This window comes from Aeoliella straminimaris, assembly GCF_024054565.1.
Classification (GTDB): domain Bacteria; phylum Planctomycetota; class Planctomycetia; order Pirellulales; family Lacipirellulaceae; genus Aeoliella; species Aeoliella straminimaris.
The window spans coordinates 26,342-42,225 of the sequence record NZ_JAMXLR010000016.1; the positions used below are offsets into that span (position 1 = coordinate 26,342).

Annotated in this window: 17 protein-coding genes; 16 read left to right on the forward strand and 1 reads right to left on the reverse strand. The window is 59.9% G+C overall.

The annotated features are described in order from the left end of the window. The first annotated feature begins 7 nt into the window (after positions 1-7). The 11 genes from NG895_RS03895 (at position 8) to lepB (ending at position 11,267) form a co-directional block, all read left to right on the forward strand. Positions 8-1,573 carry a quinol:electron acceptor oxidoreductase subunit ActD gene (locus NG895_RS03895; protein ID WP_252851139.1) on the forward strand — a complete coding sequence of 522 codons (1,566 nt, stop codon included), beginning with the start codon at positions 8-10 and terminating at the stop codon, positions 1,571-1,573. A 93-nt stretch (positions 1,574-1,666) separates the two neighbouring features. Further along, positions 1,667-2,941 carry a quinol:cytochrome C oxidoreductase gene (locus NG895_RS03900; protein ID WP_252851140.1) on the forward strand — a complete coding sequence of 425 codons (1,275 nt, stop codon included), beginning with the start codon at positions 1,667-1,669 and terminating at the stop codon, positions 2,939-2,941. Between the two features lie 45 nt (positions 2,942-2,986). Next, positions 2,987-3,316, forward strand: coding sequence for a hypothetical protein (locus NG895_RS03905; RefSeq protein ID WP_252851141.1), 330 nt, complete (start codon positions 2,987-2,989; stop codon positions 3,314-3,316). A 78-nt stretch (positions 3,317-3,394) separates the two neighbouring features. Further along, on the forward strand, positions 3,395-4,285 hold the full coding sequence (locus NG895_RS03910) for an SCO family protein (protein WP_252851142.1): 891 nt from the start codon (positions 3,395-3,397) through the stop codon (positions 4,283-4,285). Positions 4,286-4,338: 53 nt separating this feature from the next. After that, a complete protein-coding gene (gene coxB, locus NG895_RS03915; protein WP_252851143.1) occupies positions 4,339-5,517 on the forward strand; it encodes a cytochrome c oxidase subunit II in 1,179 nt (392 codons plus the stop codon). Then, a complete protein-coding gene (locus NG895_RS03920; RefSeq protein ID WP_252851144.1) occupies positions 5,514-7,250 on the forward strand; it encodes a cytochrome c oxidase subunit I in 1,737 nt (578 codons plus the stop codon). The genes coxB and NG895_RS03920 overlap by 4 nt, the downstream gene beginning before the upstream one ends. Positions 7,251-7,360: 110 nt before the next feature. After that, a complete protein-coding gene (locus tag NG895_RS03925) occupies positions 7,361-8,515 on the forward strand; it encodes a cytochrome c oxidase subunit 3 (protein ID WP_252851145.1) in 1,155 nt (384 codons plus the stop codon). Positions 8,516-8,619: 104 nt separating this feature from the next. Next, a complete protein-coding gene (locus tag NG895_RS03930) occupies positions 8,620-8,970 on the forward strand; it encodes a cytochrome C oxidase subunit IV family protein (protein ID WP_252851146.1) in 351 nt (116 codons plus the stop codon). A gap of 129 nt (positions 8,971-9,099) precedes the next feature. Further along, positions 9,100-9,381: a hypothetical protein gene (locus NG895_RS03935; protein ID WP_252851147.1), complete on the forward strand. Its 282-nt coding sequence runs from the start codon at positions 9,100-9,102 to the stop codon at positions 9,379-9,381. Between the two features lie 270 nt (positions 9,382-9,651). Beyond that, on the forward strand, positions 9,652-10,119 hold the full coding sequence (locus NG895_RS03940; RefSeq protein WP_252851148.1) for a DUF6717 family protein: 468 nt from the start codon (positions 9,652-9,654) through the stop codon (positions 10,117-10,119). Between the two features lie 104 nt (positions 10,120-10,223). Further along, positions 10,224-11,267 (forward strand): signal peptidase I, encoded by a 1,044-nt coding sequence (lepB, locus tag NG895_RS03945; RefSeq protein ID WP_252851149.1) that lies wholly within the window; start codon positions 10,224-10,226, stop codon positions 11,265-11,267. A 14-nt stretch (positions 11,268-11,281) separates the two neighbouring features. Here lepB and NG895_RS03950 read toward each other — a convergent pair whose 3' ends face one another. Further along, positions 11,282-12,124 carry a hypothetical protein gene (locus NG895_RS03950; RefSeq protein ID WP_252851150.1) on the reverse strand — a complete coding sequence of 281 codons (843 nt, stop codon included), beginning with the start codon at positions 12,122-12,124 and terminating at the stop codon, positions 11,282-11,284. A gap of 320 nt (positions 12,125-12,444) precedes the next feature. Here NG895_RS03950 and NG895_RS03955 point away from each other — a divergent pair, with 320 nt between their 5' ends. The 5 genes from NG895_RS03955 (at position 12,445) to aroB (ending at position 15,846) form a co-directional block, all read left to right on the forward strand. Further along, the gene (locus NG895_RS03955; RefSeq protein WP_252851151.1) at positions 12,445-12,717 is read left to right on the forward strand and encodes a hypothetical protein; all 273 of its coding nucleotides are present in this window, start codon (positions 12,445-12,447) and stop codon (positions 12,715-12,717) included. Between the two features lie 383 nt (positions 12,718-13,100). Then, positions 13,101-13,358 carry a hypothetical protein gene (locus NG895_RS03960; protein ID WP_252851152.1) on the forward strand — a complete coding sequence of 86 codons (258 nt, stop codon included), beginning with the start codon at positions 13,101-13,103 and terminating at the stop codon, positions 13,356-13,358. Positions 13,359-14,007: 649 nt separating this feature from the next. After that, the gene (locus NG895_RS03965; protein ID WP_252851153.1) at positions 14,008-14,442 is read left to right on the forward strand and encodes a peptidylprolyl isomerase; all 435 of its coding nucleotides are present in this window, start codon (positions 14,008-14,010) and stop codon (positions 14,440-14,442) included. Between the two features lie 5 nt (positions 14,443-14,447). Then, positions 14,448-14,672, forward strand: coding sequence for a hypothetical protein (locus tag NG895_RS03970; protein ID WP_252851154.1), 225 nt, complete (start codon positions 14,448-14,450; stop codon positions 14,670-14,672). Positions 14,673-14,754: 82 nt separating this feature from the next. Beyond that, complete coding sequence (gene aroB, locus NG895_RS03975) at positions 14,755-15,846, forward strand: 3-dehydroquinate synthase (RefSeq protein WP_252851155.1); 1,092 nt, start codon at positions 14,755-14,757, stop codon at positions 15,844-15,846. Positions 15,847-15,884: the final 38 nt, after the last annotated feature.

The following is a 15,884-nucleotide window of genomic DNA, read 5'->3' on the forward strand; positions in this document are numbered from 1 at the left end:
AACGACTATGTCTGATCACCAACCCAAACCCGAACCGACGCCGTACGAGCCCCAGGTGATTGGTGTGCTCGCCGAGTTCTCCGGCCCCGAGGAGCTGGTGGCCGGCGCGCGTGCCATTCGCGAGAAGGGCTATCGCCGGGTCGAGGCGTTCTCGCCGTTTCCGATTCATGGAATCGACGAAGCACTGGCCGCCCCCAAGCCCATCCTGCCCTGGGTGGTGCTCGGAGCGGGCCTGACCGGCTGTGCCGTGGCCGTGCTGATCCAGTGGTATATGAACGCGTACGAAGCGCCGATCCCGTTCAGTGGTTACGACTACAACATCAGCGGCAAGCCTTCCTGGAGTTTGCCGGCCAATATTCCGGTGACGTTCGAATTGATCATCCTGTTCAGCGCGTTTACCGCGTTCTTGGGCATGATCGCGTTCAACCAGTTGCCGAAGCTTTCCAACCCGCTGCTCCGCAACGAGCGGTTCCTCAGAGCCACCGATAACAAGTTCTTCCTGTTAGTCGAGGCCGACGATCCCCAGTTCGCTACCGATTCGCTCACCGGAGCGTTCCAATCGATTGGCGCCGGACACGTCGAGCCAGTTTACGACCAGCCCACCAAACCTTTGCCGGGCGTGTTCCTGCTCGTGGGTGGCGTGCTGGCCGTGGCGGCTTTGGTGCCGCTGGGTTTGATCGCCATGTCGCGCGACACCACGAGCACGACGCCGCGTCTGTCGATCTGGTGGGACATGGACTACCAGCCGAAGTACAAGGCACAGACCACCATCGAAACAAGCCTGTTCCCTGATGGTCGCTCGATGCGACTACCGGTCGAAGGCACCGTGGCGCGAGGCGGATTGCGGGACAATCCCGCCCTGTACTTGGGCTACATCCCCAAGGGCGAAGAGACCTTCGAGACTTCCTTCCGCTTGCAGGAAGAGGGTGCAGGGGATCAGCCGCCAGAGAGCACTGAGGAGTCGACGGCCGAGGAGAGTTCCTCCGAAGAGACGCCAGCCGAGGAGACAACCGCCGAGAGCTCCGACGAGTCCACTCCGGAGGATACCTCGACGGAAGATGCCGAGGCGAGCACCGATGACGCCGCTGAGGATAGCACCGACGAGTCCGCCACCGACGCCGCGCCGGCGGCCGAGACTCCCGCGGCGTCGCAGCCCGACTGGGTGACCGAGTTCCCCATTCCCGTCAACATGGACACCATGAAGCGGGGCCAGCAACGGTACAACATCTACTGTTCCGTGTGTCATGGTCGGGCCGGCGATGGCGACGGCCTGGTTCATCAACGGGCGCTGGAGCTCAATCAACTGACCACCTGGAGTCCTCCCACCTCGATTCACCAGGGCGAGATTCCAAACTACCCCGTGGGCCGGTTGTACGACACGATTACCAACGGCAATGCGGCCGGATTCCTCGAGAACGGGGGCATCAAGCGAGGTCGCATGGCTGGCTACAAGGCACAGATTTCCGTCGAGGATCGGTGGGCGATCGTCCTGTACGTGAAGGCTCTGCAGAAGACCCGCAACGCCTCGCCGGACGACCTGACCGAAGCCGAACTGAATTCACTGAAGAAGTAAATAACCCGCCGAGGACGCCCAGGGCGCCGAGGCGAGATACCTGACCACAATCTGACGCCCCCGGCGTCCTTGGCGGTTTCATCGCGAAGTACTATGGCACACACGACTTCATTAGATAGCTGGATTAACGACACCTCCGAGCGGCGGCGGGCCAGCCCCGACCTGAAATCGTCGGTAGGCATCCTGTCCCTGGTGGGTATCGCCCTGGTGGTGGGTATCTTCTTCTTCTGCAGAAGCAGCGCGAATACCGAAGCGCAACCCATGTTCTGGCGAGCCTACCTGATTGCCTGCTGCTATGTCAGCAGCCTGTCGCTGGGGGCGCTGTTCTTCGTGATCGTCCAGTACCTGGCGGCCGCCAGGTGGGGCGTGGTGCTTCGCCGGTTGGCCGAGATCATCTCCATGGGCATCGGCTTCTGCGGCCTGTTGTTCGCCGTGATTTGGTTTGGTTCCATCCTGGCTGGCAGCGGCGACCTGTACCCCTGGGCCGGTTCCGGAGGTCCCATGTCGCTGGATCGCCTGCCCGAGCCCAAGCAAATCTGGCTCAACCCGCCATTCTTCATCGGCCGGCAGGTGTTTTACTTTGTCGTCTGGTTCTTCCTGGCCCGGATGTTTTACAGCCGCTCGGTGGCGCAGGATCGGGCTACCGATAACGACACCGTGGCGCCGCTGTTGTGGCATAGCGGTTGGTCGATGTTCGTGTTTGCCATGACCATCAACTTTGCCGCGATGGACTGGATGATGACGCTCAACCCCACGTGGTTCAGCACCATCTTCGGTGTCTACTTCTTCGCTGGCAGTGCCGTGGGCATCTTCGCCTTGTTGGGTGTGCTTATCACCCGACTGCAGGCCCGCGACATTTTGACGCATACCATTACGGTCGAGCATCGCCATGATATTGGTAAGCTGCTGTTCGGCTTCGTGTTCTTCTGGGGCTACATCGCGTTCAGCCAGTTCCTGCTGATCTGGTATGCCTCGATCCCCGAAGAAGTGCAGTGGTACGCCGTGCGGCACATCGAGCCCACCAACACGGGCATCGGCTGGGCCACCGGCTTGTTGTTCCTGTTCCACCTGATCATCCCGTTCCTGGGTCTGTTGTCGCGCGTGGTGCGTCGCAACAAGACGGCCTTGACCTTCTGGGGCGTGTACATGCTGGTGATGCACTGGTTCGACCTGTACTACATCATCGCGCCCGATGCCGAACTGAACGAATGGAATTACGACTTTGCGACCATTGCCACGTACGCCGGAGTGATGGTGGGCGTCGGCTGCCTGTACGTTGCGGTGCTGCTGTACATTGCGGCCGGCAACTGGCTGGTCCCGGTACGCGACCCCCGCCTGGCGGCATCGCTATCGTTCGAGAACCACTAAGTTCCTCCCTCAACCTTCACCCTCCTTCAACTGGCCCGTTCAGCTATGTCCGAAGCAACTCCCGACGGAATGGTTCCTGTCGATACCAAGCACGGCGACGACGTCGACATTCGGGCGATCGTGGTCTGGGGCCTGGTGAGCGTGCTGATCACCGTGGCCACGATTGCCGGGCTGCACGCGGTTTACAACACCGTGGCGGCCGAGCAGCGAGTGACCAAGGACTTCGACGCCAAGTTTACCGAGTCGGACAGCAAAATCTCCGCTCAGCTGAATGCCCTCGACAACTTGGAGTGGGTAGACAACGAGGGCAAAACCGTTGCCGTGCCGATCGAGAAGGCGATGCAGATTACCGTCAAGGAGTTTGCCCAGAAGTAGCCGCCATTCGCCACGCGATGGCCGTCCCCCTACAATCTCTTGGAGTTCGAACACACCAAGCTGTTAGGAGTTTTCCCCATGTTTTGCCCAACCCGCTCTATCCGACGACTGATTCGGCCGCTCCTCGTGCTGGCTCTGCTGTCGGTCGGGGTGCGCGGTGAGGCGAAAATCATCACCGACGGACCGGAGGAGATGATTGGCGTGGGGGTCGAGGAGAAGGTCGGCACGCAGATCCCGCTCGATCTGAAATTTCGCGACCAGAACGGACTGCCGCTGACTTTGGGCAAGGTGTTCGACGGCGAACGCCCCGTGCTGCTGACGCTCAACTACTCCAACTGTCCCATGCTGTGCGGCCGGCAGCTGAACGATCTGGTGGCCGTGCTCAGCGACGAAGAAATGAAGTGGAACGCGGGCGACCAGTTCGAGGTGGTCAGCGTCAGCATCGATCCCAACGAACAGCCCCAGCGGGCCAAGCTCACGCACCAGCGCTACACCAACCAGTATGGTCGGCCCGGTACATCCGATGGCTGGAGTTTCCTGGTGGGCGATGGCAAGAACATCGAGGCGTTAGCCGACACCGTGGGCTTTCGGTACAAGTACATCCCCGACACCGGCGAGTATGCCCACGCCGCGGCCTTGATTGTGGTCACGCCCGACGGCGTGGTATCGCGTTACCTGGACGGACTGGGCAACGATCCGCAAACCGTTCGCATGAGCCTGGTCGAGGCGAGCGAAGGCAAGGTCGGCTCGGCCCTGGATCGGGTGTGGCTCACTTGTTTCGTGTACGACCATACCAAGGGCCGCTACGCTCCCCAGGCAGTGCGGATCATGCAGTTGGGTGGTGGGGTCACCGTGGTGATCCTGGGCCTGGCGCTGATGCCTTACTGGCTGATGCGTCGTCACCGCCACGCCTCCGTTGAACCAGCGATATCCAACCACGAGGACTCCGAGGACGCGACCCCGCAGTAGCTCGAGACCCTCCGTTGTCTTCGTGCCTTAGTGGTTAGCAGGACTTACCAGAAATGATTGGCAGTCAGTTGTTTTCCGATAGCATGCATTTACCGACGTTACCGCTCGCGGGCTTTTGGTTTGGCGATTCTGCCACAGCCACGGCCGAGAACGTTGACAAAGTGTTCGGCATCATCACGTGGATCTGCATCGCGTTCTTCGTGCTGGTCGTCGGGATGATGATTGTCTTCATTGTCAAATATCGCGCTCGCCCGGGGCACGTCGAACAGCCCTCGCCATCGCACAACAACGCCTTGGAGATCATCTGGTCGGTGATTCCCATTCTGTTGGTGGCGCTCATCTTCTTCCTGGGCTTCAATGGCTTCATGGACATGCGGACGCCACCGGCCGACTCCTACGACATTCAAGTGATCGCCTCGAAGTGGAACTTCACGTTCCAGTACCCCAATGGGGCCTCGAGTCCGGTATTGCACGTTCCGCCCGATCGCCCGGTGCGGTTGGTGCAGCAGTCGGCCGACGTGATTCACAGCCTGTTCATCCCGGCATTCCGCATCAAGCAGGACTGCGTGCCGGGCCGGTACACCTATCAGTGGTTCACGGCCCACACGCCGGGCGAGTACGACCTGTTCTGTGCCGAGTACTGTGGTCTGGACCACTCGAACATGAACAGCTACGTGAAGGTGCACGAGAGCGAGGCCGCCTTCCAGGAAGCCCTGGCCGAGCTGAGCAAGCCGCCCGTTTGGGGGCCCGATTGGGGCGAAAAACTGTGGCGTGAGAAGGGCTGCAAGACATGCCACTCGAACGATGGCTCGGCTATCGTTGGCGGTGGACCTACCTGGAAGGACCTGTGGGACAAAGAAGAGACCATGGCCGATGGTTCGAAGGTAACGGTCGACCATGACTACATCCTCGAATCGATCCGCAAGCCTCAGGCCAAGATCGTCGGCGGTTACCAGGGCGTGAACATGACCGCCTATCCCGAGTCGCTGGTGAAGCCGGCGGAAGTCGACGCCATTATCGCCTACATCCAGTACTTGTCAGATGCATACGACGGGCCCACCAAGGAAGAGGCCGAAGCGGCAGCCGCTGCCGCCGAGGAAGGCGGAGAGGCCACGGACGGCGGCGGATCGGAAGCTGCAGCGGATGATCAGCCAGCCGCTGATGAAGCAAGCGAGAGTTCAGAGTCAACCGATGAGGAGCCCGCGGCTCCTGAAGCAGGAGAAGAAGAATGATTGCCACGCCTGCACAAATCGAACAGGGTACCAGCCACGACGAAAAGAACTATCTGAACGTCAGCAGCGGCTTTGCGTCGTGGGCTTTTACGCTCGACCATAAACGCATCGGCATCATGTACCTGGTAGGTATTGCGGTGTCGCTGCTGTTGGGCGGTATCTTCGCGCTGTTGGTGCGATTGCATCTGTGGTATCCCGCCGGCGGGATGTTCGATGCGAAGACCTACAACGAGATCTTTACGCTCCATGGCGCCATCATGGTGTTCCTGTTCATCATCCCCAGCGTCCCCGCGTCGCTGGGCAACTTCTTCCTGCCCATCATGCTGGGGGCCAAAGACGTTGCCTTCCCGAGGATGAACCTGGCCAGCTTCTACCTGTGGGTGATCGGCGCTATTTTCTTCGTCAGCGCGATGCTCATCTCGGGCCTCGATACCGGGTGGACGTTCTACACGCCCTACAGTGTCGAAACCAGCACGGCCCCCGTGGTCTGCGCTACGATGGGCGTGTTCATCCTGGGCTTCAGCTCCATCTTTACGGGCCTCAACTTTGTGGTGACCGTCAACACGATGCGACCGCCCGGAATGACCTGGTTCCGGATGCCGCTGTTCCTGTGGTCGCTGTACGCCACGGGCATCATCCAGTTGTTGGCCACGCCGGTGCTGGGCATCACGGTGCTGCTGCTGGGGCTCGAAGCCACGCTGCACATCGGCATTTTCGATCCCAAGTACAATGGCGACCCGGTGCTGTTCCAGCACTTCTTCTGGTTCTATTCGCACCCGGCCGTGTACATCATGATTCTGCCGGCGATGGGCGTGGTGAGCGAACTGCTGCCGGTGTACTGCCGCAAGCACATCTTCGGTTACAAGTTCATCGCGCTCTCGAGCGTGGCGATCGCCTTGCTGGGCTTCCTGGTCTGGGGGCACCACATGTTCGTCAGTAGCCAAAGCGCCCTGACGGCCGTCATCTTCAGCGGTCTCACGTTTAGCGTCGCCATCCCATCGGGCATCAAAGTGTTCAACTGGTTGGCCACCATGTACAAGGGTAACTTGTACCTCACCACGGGCATGTGCTACGTGCTGAGTTTCTTGTTCCTGTTCACGATCGGCGGCCTCACCGGTTTGCACCTCGGTTCGCTGGCTACCGACGTCGCCCTGCACGACACCTACTTCGTGGTGGCTCACTTCCACTACGTGATGATGGGTGGTTCGTTGATTGCCTTTATCGCGGCCCTGTTCCACTGGTGGCCCAAAATGTTCGGCAAGATGTACAACGAAACCTGGGGGCGGATTTCGGCCCTGCTGGTGTTCGTGGGCTTCAACCTGACGTTCTTCCCACAGTTCCTGCTCGGTTCGCTCGGCATGCCCCGTCGTTATGCTTCGTACGAAGGTCGCGAAGGCTTCCCCGTGAGCGAGACCATGCTGCAGCAGTTCACGGCCCTGCACCGGGTTTCGACCACCGGAGCGATGATTCTGGGCGTTGGGCTGTTTATCGCCGCCGGCACGCTGATCGCCGCGCTGTACTACGGCCGCCGCGCCCCGCGTAACCCGTGGGGTGGTGCGACGTTGGAGTGGACCTGCCAGTCGCCACCGATTCACCACAACTTCCATGAGACGCCAACCGTGGGCGATCCGTATATTTACGCCAATCTGGAGTGGGACCCCGACCTGGAGGGCTACAAGCCCTTGCCACCAGCGAGCCCAACTCCGGCCCACGAACAAGAACCAGTAGGATAGGCAATGACGAATGCCGAATGACCAACGTCCAACTGTGGCATTGGTCATTGGGAATTCGACATTGGTCATTTACCCTTCCGCTTAAACAGCCACACGACTTTCAATCGCCCATGTCTGCTTCTGCACACGCCGACGATCACAGCCATCATCGGTTCCAGGCCCATCACTTCGAAACCGGCGAGCAGCAGTTTCAGGCTGGCAAGCTCGGGATGTGGTTGTTCCTGTCGACCGAAGTGTTGTTCTTCAGCGGCATGTTCTGCGCCTACGCCGCGTACCGCGCCGCGCATCCCCAGATCTTCGAGGACGCCGCGAAGTTCCTCAAGCCGGAATTGGGGGCCGCCAACACGATCGTCCTGCTGCTGAGCAGTTTGACGGTCGCCTGGAGCGTGCGGTGCGTGCAGTTGAACGATAAGAAGGGGCTACTAGCCAACCTGATCATCACGCTGGCTTGTGCCGGAATCTTCATGGGCGTGAAGACCGTGGAGTACTCCATCAAGTTCACCGAAGGGCTTTTCTGGCGGGGTGGCTACACCTACGTCGAAGGATCGCACCCCGATCTCGGGCCGACCCACGAGCGATTGATGTACACGGGCCTGGTGATGCTGGGCATCGGCGTGCTGTTGGGCGTGATCGGCATCGTACTGGGGGCCAATTCCGTGGGCCGCCGCTGGGCCTTTTATGCCCTGGCCGCCACGGTCATCGGGGCCGGCGTCGGTTGCCTGGCGGGTAACGCCTACACTCAGGGCGCAGAGGGCGATGAGCACCACGCCGAGGCCGCCGCGCATGCCGATCATGAGCATGAGCACGGCGAGGAAGCCGCTCATGGCGAGGAAGAGGCCGAAGGCGAGGGCAACGTGGCTGTCGAGGACCAAGAAGCGGTCGAAGAACTCGAGGGTACCGACCGCGTCGATGGCCTCGAGCACCCCGAGACCGCCGAACAGGCCATCGAGCAAGTGCAGTCGCCCGGCGAAATCCAAGCGGAGGAAGCCTCGGCCGATGTGGTGCTGACCAAAGAGAAACTGGTTTATGCCAGCGAAGGGCCCAAATTCCCTGGGGTCTTTTTCAGTATTTACTACGCCATGACTGGCGTTCATGCCATTCACATCCTGGCGGGTATCGGGGTGTTTGTGTGGATCGTCAGCCGCGCCGCCCGCGATCACTTCGAACCTCACTACTACGGTCCCGTCGAGTACACCGGCCTGTACTGGCACTTGGTCGACTTGATTTGGATTTTCCTGTTCCCGCTGTTGTATTTGATCCAATAACCAACGAGCTGCGAGGCGGTAAGCCTGCGGGGTAGAAGACCAGCTTCATCCGTGGTCGACCCCGGGCAACAAACCCCTAGCAATCAACGCCAAACGCCTGACCTATGTCTGAAAACCACTCGCATTACGTTACTCCGCTGCCAGTCCTGTTGGGCACGTTCTTGGCTCTGGTCGGCCTGACGGTGCTGACCGTGTATCAGGCGACGCAGGACCACGTCGACTTCGGCCGTTTCGAAGTGGGGCTCACCCTGCTGATTGCGGCCGTCAAGGCGATTCTCGTGGCGGTGATCTTCATGCAACTGGCTCACGACAAGCCGATGAACAGCATTATCCTGGTGTCGTCCATCCTGTTCGTGGCGCTGTTTCTCTCCATCACCCTCATGGACCGGGCGGAATACAAGCCGCAGGTCGACGACTACGTGATCCAGCATCCGAAAACGGCGGACAGCTTATAGCTGGTTTCTACGTACAGGGGATAAAGTTCGCACGCTTTGTAACAGTTCTCCAGTCGGGCGTATGAGAGGGTGAAGCAGGCAGTTACGACCTGCGAGACCCTCAACCCACTCTGGCAAGGAGACAAAGCGATGAACACTCTACGTAGCTCGAAGGCATTGGCAGTTTTTGGCGTGTTGGCCGTGGCCCTGGCGGTCACCCTGGTGGCAGCCCCATCGGCCGACGCCGGTTGTCATGGTTACCGATACCACCACGCCACGTATCGCGTGCCGATCGTGAAGCACTACGTGGCCCCCGTGAAGGTGGTGACCCCGGTCTACACGCCAACTTACGTAGCACCCACCTGGTACACCCCCACCTACATTGCTCCCAACTACGTCGCCCCCACCTTCAACTACGGTTACGGTTGGTAAGCCACGCAGAAAGTCGAAACAGATAGCCGACCTTCGCCTACGGGCGGGGTCGGCTCTTTTTATGCGCTCTTGCGACTGTTTGCTTGGTAGCCGAATTGGCTGAAATTCGGACGTAGTTGGCAGGATTTCGAGTTGTTGGGAACCGGACCACCAGGGCAAGGGCGAATAACCGGTCATTCCGATGGCGAATCAGTCAGTGGAACTTGTCACCGGTCGGTTGCATCGAACCGGTGGGCGTTCTCCTTGTCTTGGCTCGTGCGGAGGTTCTCGATGAAGTCCCAGTTCAGTTTGCGTCGGACGTTGTTGCTGTTACTCGTGGTGCTGGCCGTGTTGCTACCCGGCTTGTGGGGCGCGGGCCTGTTGCCGCTGCCGTCGCGAGGTGTGCCACAGAACTCCCTGTTGGTCATTACTCCGTACCGGGCGCATGGCACCTGGGTGTTCGACGACGCCCGCGTGGGGCTGGTGCAGGAGCCCTTCGTGGCAGGCATTCCCGAGATGATTGACGTGCTGGTGGCCGACATTCCCCAGGCGGATCAGGGATTTCGCATGACGTTCTCGGCCCAGGAATTTCCCGGCTACGACAAACGGCTCACCTGGAACCGCCGTGAAGGCGACGGCAACTGGTACACGCTGGACGACCCACCGATGGAAGGCTGGATCTGCCCAGCCCTGCTGAAGTACTACGACGACCCGCCCCAGCAGTTGTACGTGAGGGCGGATCCATTGCCGGGGGAGTGAATCCCTGGTTGCTGCAGCGATGTCATGCAACACATGGTTTCGTGTGATTTTGCCAGGGGCGAACCGCGGGTATAAAGGGTATCAGTTCAAATGACCTGTACTCGATGCGTTGTCCCTCGATGCTCACCACCTTCCTGCTGGCACTGGTACTAGTTGGCGCTGTCGCGATTACCTTGATCGCTTGGGCAGCCCTGTTTGGTTTGGGGTTGCGCTGGGCCAAGGCGCGGCAGTGGACCTGGCGACGCCTCGCGGTCATTTCAGTAGTCGTAAACGTCGTTGCGATCGCGTACCAAATCGGTGTGGTGTGGGTCTTTGCCCATCGGCCGCAGCAAGAGTTGGCCGTGGTGTTGCTGGCGACGGTTGGTTACTTGCTGCTGAACATTGGGATCATCTCATGGAGTTTTCGAATTTCGGCACTCCGCGCTATCCAGGCCTGGCTTCCCACTCTCCTGTCCGGCTTGCCGGTGGTGTTGTTCTCTTTCTTGGTGGTCCGCCCGCTGCTGTTCGAACCGTACGTGATTCCGACCAATAGCATGATGCCGACCTTGTTGGGATGGCACGGCCGCGATGTCTGTGCAACCTGCGGCGGGACCTGTTACTTCATCCCGCCGCCGGAGGACGTCCGTTACTCCGTTCCATTGCCCATGATCTGCGACCAGTTTCACGTCACAGAGCAGCAGCCACAGTCGCTCAAGACCTATCTGCCCACGCGTATCGTGGCAGCCCGATTCCTGCGGCCGCGTCGTTGGGATTTGTTGGTGTTCGAGTCGCCCGCAGATCCACAGCAGCTATACGTGAAACGCGTGGTCGGTCTGCCCGGCGAGACGGTCGTTATCGAAAACGGCAAGGTGACCATCGATGGCGAAGTCGTCGAAGTGCCCGAGCACCTTCAGGGGCTTCAGTACGTCACCGAAGTGCCGTGGGGACCAGACATGATGCCGATATCCGCCGGCTCGGCCGAAACGCCCGCCAAACTCGCCGCCGACGAGTACTTCATGCTGGGCGATTTCAGCGTTGCGGCCTTCGATTCGCGATTGTGGGAGCAGGGGGCCGAAGGCCATCCGCCCTATGCCGTGCCGCGTTCGCATGTCCGCGGTGTGGTGTCGCACATTGTTTGGCCGCCGGAGCGATTCCGGGTGCTGCGATAGTTGGCCAGGCGTGCTTACTTGGCGCCGTACTCTTCTAGCAGCCCTTGGAACTTCGACCAGAATGCGCTCTGCTCTTCGTACTGCTGGCGGCTGATCTTGGGCTTTATGAACTCCAGGTGGTCCAGCATGTCCTGGGTGGCCTGCACGTACGAGTAGCCTGGCTTGGCCCGGGGATTACGCCACTCGGGATCGCCGGGCTCGTAGTGGTGCGAGTAAGCACCGTTTTCGTCCAGTACGATGTTGCTGAGCAGCGTGGGGGCGACCATGCGAAACTCGTGCGTCATCCGCTCGCCGAAGGTCATGCCGACCGTGGCTTCTTCCCAGGCCTGCACCACTTCCAGCGGTGTGTTGCTGTCGGGGAATCGCAAGCCATTGGCCGCGCCGGATTGCGTGATGCCATCGTGGTTGAGGTCAACCTGCGCGGCGGGGGGCAGCAGGAGATTCAGCGCCCCTTCTTCGGTAAGCGATGCGACTCCGATGGGATCAGCCAGGTGGTGCACCTTCTGCACCACTTCGAGTTGGTTTTCGTCGAGCGATTGCAGGAAGTCTTTCGGTGCGGCGTAGCCACCCGACTCGTGCGCCTGGACCAACAGCTCTCCGTAGTCCTGGCGAAGTTGCTGTGCATTTTCGGTCTGAGCGTACCGCCCGGTGCGCTCGGTCGTGAACCAGTGGTTCCAGGCGGCCGTGATGGTTTCGCTGAGCGGTGCGTTTTCTTTCACTTCCTGAGCCGAGGCATAGCCTGCCCGCCCAACCGCTTCGAGTACGTCGCTGAACACTGCCTGGACGTGGTGATCGTGATTCGAAGGCACCGTGGGCGCGAGCAGCGAACCGCCCGTCGACGAAGATTCGATCCGCATTGCCCCCACTCCCTGGCTGAACTACAGAACTTCATCGATTCTATCGGCACATCGCACACCGCGGCGTGAGCAAACTCTCGCCGTCTCCACGGCGTCGCGTACTGATAGCAGTTCGTCCGGATGGTGCTCGCCCCCATGCTGTGGCGCTGGCGTCGAACCTGGATCGGTTGCCCGTCCACGTCGACCACGCCCGGCACCTGCTGAGCCGGCAAAAGAAAACATCGGCCGCCGTGTAACAGTTCTCGGGGCAGCCGTATGAGAGGGTGAAGCAGGCAATGGTGGCCTGCAGAACAAAAACCCTCTCTAGCATGGAGAAAGCGATGAAATCTCTACGTAAGTCGAAAGTTCTGGCAATCTGTGGCGTGTTGGCAGTGGCCCTGGCGGTCACGGTGGTTTCGGCTCCCTCGGCCGAGGCTGGCTGTCACGGTTTTGGTTACGGCTATGCCTCGTACCACGCTCCCGTGCACACGCACTACGTAGCGCCTGTGAAGGTGAACTACGTGGCGCCGATCTATAGCCCGACGTACTTTGCCCCCAGTTGCTACGGCGGCGGTTGCTACGCTCCCTCGTTCCACTACGGATACGGTTGGTGAGCCTCCCACGAGATCGTCTGGCGTTGCGAAAAAGCCGACCTTTGCCTTCGGGCCGAGGTCGGCTTTTTTCGTGCGCGATGGCCTCACGCCCAGACGGCGAGGGGAAACTTCGGATGTCTGGATCGTTTGCCTGGACTGGACACCTGCTTGAGGCAGCGGTTGCGCTGACGGACAGGCGCAACATGTCTCCGTTCAGCGTGGGAAGCGGCCCTCGAAATGCACCGCTTCGGACCGAAGAACTGCGCGACTCCGCGTGATCGATTGCCTCGCGCCGAAATTTTGTTTGTCGGAACTGTAACAGTTCTCCGAGCGGCCGTAAGAGAGGGTGAAGCAGGCGATTGTGACCTGCGAAACAATAACCGTCTCTAGCATGGAGAAAAGCGATGAAGTCTTTACGTAAGTCGAAAGTGTTGGCTGTGTGTGGCGTGTTGGCAGTGGCCCTGGCGGTCACGCTGGTTTCGGCCCCGTCGGCCGATGCGGGCTGTGGTGGTTTTGGTTACGGCTATGCCTCGTACCACGCTCCCGTGCACACGCACTACGTGGCGCCAGTTTACCCGTCCTACCACTACGTGGCCCCCACTTACTACCCGCAAGTGTGCACCCCGAACTATTGGGGACACGGTTGCCACTACCCTTGGTAGTGAGAGAAGCCAACGCGGTTGAGGCCGTTGCCCACAGCCGCTAAAAACGACGAGGCCCTTGCCGCACAAAAAGAGGCGGCAAGGGCCTTACCTTTGTCTAGCCGGAGCGCCTGACGGTTGGTATTCCAGCTCTCTCTCGTGTTGGTGAACTCAACCCTATGGGCAGTGTCCTGTCCGGCGGTACGGAGGTAATTACCCACCGCACGGACTGCGTACTTGTACACCGGGCACGAAAAATCGCCGTCACGCCAACCGGGGCAGCCAAGCCTACATCGCTTGGCTTTGACTCCTTGTGTCTAAGAAAAAACGGGTCACTTGCAGAGATCGAAGCATTGCGGTCGTGCCTGACTGCTCAGGACGCGACAAAGTCTGCCGCAACAATGCTTCGCAGTTGCCCGTAAGGCGGATCTTCCATCTTGATGGCCTCCTCGTTTCTTTCGAGTAAAAGAAGCATCAATCACCGTTACTATTAAAGTATATCAACACCGTTTCGCAAGGTCAAAAGAATCCAGTGAAAAATCGTATGCCAATCAACGCGGCTTCTCCAACCCTTGCGACAAAACACACTTGCGGCGATGCTGATGCGGAAGCCCAATGCTCTTGTGCGGGCCCTTTCCATCACTCCTTTCTCTAGCCCCACATGTCCCCTATGAAAGTTGCAACCATTACCACTAATCGCGGCGACATTCGCTTGGAGTTGTTCGCCGACAAGGCGCCCAAAACCGTCGCCAATTTCGAAAAGCTGGCAGGCGAAGGATTCTACGACGGACTGAAGTTCCATCGCGTGATCGACGACTTTATGGTCCAAACCGGATGTCCTCAGGGAACCGGCACCGGTGGGCCTGGCTACACCTTCGAAGACGAGTTTCATCCCGAACTGAAGCACTCGGGCCCGGGCGTGTTGAGCATGGCCAATGCCGGTCCCAACACTAACGGTAGCCAGTTCTTTATCACCCACACCGCGACCGATTGGCTCGATGGCAAGCACTCCGTGTTTGGCCAGGTAATCGAGAACACGCAAAGCGTGGTCGACAGCATCCAGCAGGGTGACGTGATGGAAAAAGTCACCATCACCGAGGAATAGCCGCGATGCCCGACAAGTTTGATCCTTACCGCGAACGCCTGGTGATGGAGACCGACACCCAGTGGGACGCTGCCTGCGCAACGCTCGACGATGCGGCGCGGCAACGTGTGTCGCTGGCCGTGCATGAGGATCCGGCCGCGGCCGCAAATCTCGAGTACGTTCGCACCCACACCGGTTTCTGCCGCCGCATTACAGTGATGCCCGACGACTTAAAGCGTTTGGGCGTTTAACTCTCCCCCTTGGAGCAAGTGATAGCAACTTACCTGCATCCCTTGCAGCCACTTCAACCTTGTCCTTTGCTTCGAACCTTCCATGCCAACTCGCACGCTTCGTGTTGATCTCAAAGAACGTGGTTACGACATCGCCATTGGTAGCGGGACGCTCCCGCAGTGCGCTGAGTTCCTGGCCGAGCGGTCGAGCAGTTCGCACGTCGTGCTGATCACCGATTCGAACGTCGACGAACTCTACGCCGACGCCGTGGGCGACTACTTCGTCGAAGCCGGGCTCGAGGTCGAACTGTTGGTGATCGAGGCGGGCGAGGAGAGTAAGAATGCCGACGTGCTGATCGACCTCTGGCAGACGATGCTGGCCGAGGGCGCCGACCGCGGCAGCGTAGTGGCCGCCGTGGGCGGGGGGGTCGTGGGCGACATAGCCGGCTTCGTGGCTGCCACGTTCACCCGCGGTGTGCCGTTCCTGCAAATCCCCACCACGCTCCTGGCACAAGTGGATAGCTCGGTCGGCGGCAAAGTGGGCGTCAATCTCCCCGAGGCCAAGAACATCGTCGGTGCGTTCTGGCAGCCGCTGGGCGTACTGATCGACGTCGATGTGCTCGGCACCCTGCCAGCGGGTGAATTTGCCGCAGGCATGGCGGAAGTCGTGAAGTACGGCGTGATCATGGACGAGCCGTTCTTCGAGTACCTCGAATCCAACGTCGATGCCATCAACGCGCGCGATAGCGAAACGCTGCAGTACGTGGTCGAGCGGTGCTGCCGGCTGAAGGCCGATGTGGTTCAGGAAGACGAGCGAGAAGAAACGGGTCGGCGGGCGATCCTGAATTACGGTCACACGTTTGCCCACGCCTTCGAAGCCGCTACGCAATACGGCAAGTTGTTGCATGGCGAGGCAGTCGCCATGGGCATGGTGTGTGCTTCGCAGTTGGCCGAGCGAATTGGTTTGATCGACGCACAGGCGACACAGCGGCAAATCGAACTGCTGGAAGCCTTATCGCTTCCTACGCGTCCGCTGGAATTCGACAGCGAAGAGATCTATCGCTTGATGTGGCACGACAAGAAAGTTGCCGACGGCAAGCTGCGCTTTGTACTACCAACTCGCTTGGGGGAGGTGAAGCTAACCTCCGCCGTAAAGTCCGGTGACGTCATAGCAATTCTCGAAGGCGATGCCTGATGACGTAAGTCGGTTGCGGCAGTTGGGTTCGATTTGTT

What these genes read in the sequence shown, in the direction of transcription:
- NG895_RS03960 (WP_252851152.1), top strand. Translation starts at nt 13,101, where the DNA reads ATGAAGTCTTTACGTAAGTCGAAAGTGTTGGCTGTGTGTGGCGTGTTG.
- NG895_RS03910 (WP_252851142.1), top strand. Translation starts at nt 3,395, where the DNA reads ATGTTTTGCCCAACCCGCTCTATCCGACGACTGATTCGGCCGCTCCTC.
- NG895_RS03925 (WP_252851145.1), top strand. Translation starts at nt 7,361, where the DNA reads ATGTCTGCTTCTGCACACGCCGACGATCACAGCCATCATCGGTTCCAG.
- NG895_RS03900 (WP_252851140.1), top strand. Translation starts at nt 1,667, where the DNA reads ATGGCACACACGACTTCATTAGATAGCTGGATTAACGACACCTCCGAG.
- NG895_RS03935 (WP_252851147.1), top strand. Translation starts at nt 9,100, where the DNA reads ATGAACACTCTACGTAGCTCGAAGGCATTGGCAGTTTTTGGCGTGTTG.
- coxB (WP_252851143.1), top strand. Translation starts at nt 4,339, where the DNA reads ATGATTGGCAGTCAGTTGTTTTCCGATAGCATGCATTTACCGACGTTA.
- NG895_RS03965 (WP_252851153.1), top strand. Translation starts at nt 14,008, where the DNA reads ATGAAAGTTGCAACCATTACCACTAATCGCGGCGACATTCGCTTGGAG.
- NG895_RS03895 (WP_252851139.1), top strand. Translation starts at nt 8, where the DNA reads ATGTCTGATCACCAACCCAAACCCGAACCGACGCCGTACGAGCCCCAG.
- NG895_RS03905 (WP_252851141.1), top strand. Translation starts at nt 2,987, where the DNA reads ATGTCCGAAGCAACTCCCGACGGAATGGTTCCTGTCGATACCAAGCAC.
- NG895_RS03930 (WP_252851146.1), top strand. Translation starts at nt 8,620, where the DNA reads ATGTCTGAAAACCACTCGCATTACGTTACTCCGCTGCCAGTCCTGTTG.
- aroB (WP_252851155.1), top strand. Translation starts at nt 14,755, where the DNA reads ATGCCAACTCGCACGCTTCGTGTTGATCTCAAAGAACGTGGTTACGAC.
- NG895_RS03955 (WP_252851151.1), top strand. Translation starts at nt 12,445, where the DNA reads ATGAAATCTCTACGTAAGTCGAAAGTTCTGGCAATCTGTGGCGTGTTG.
- NG895_RS03920 (WP_252851144.1), top strand. Translation starts at nt 5,514, where the DNA reads ATGATTGCCACGCCTGCACAAATCGAACAGGGTACCAGCCACGACGAA.
- lepB (WP_252851149.1), top strand. Translation starts at nt 10,224, where the DNA reads ATGCGTTGTCCCTCGATGCTCACCACCTTCCTGCTGGCACTGGTACTA.
- NG895_RS03970 (WP_252851154.1), top strand. Translation starts at nt 14,448, where the DNA reads ATGCCCGACAAGTTTGATCCTTACCGCGAACGCCTGGTGATGGAGACC.
- NG895_RS03940 (WP_252851148.1), top strand. Translation starts at nt 9,652, where the DNA reads ATGAAGTCCCAGTTCAGTTTGCGTCGGACGTTGTTGCTGTTACTCGTG.
- NG895_RS03950 (WP_252851150.1), bottom strand. Translation starts at nt 12,124, where the DNA reads ATGCGGATCGAATCTTCGTCGACGGGCGGTTCGCTGCTCGCGCCCACG.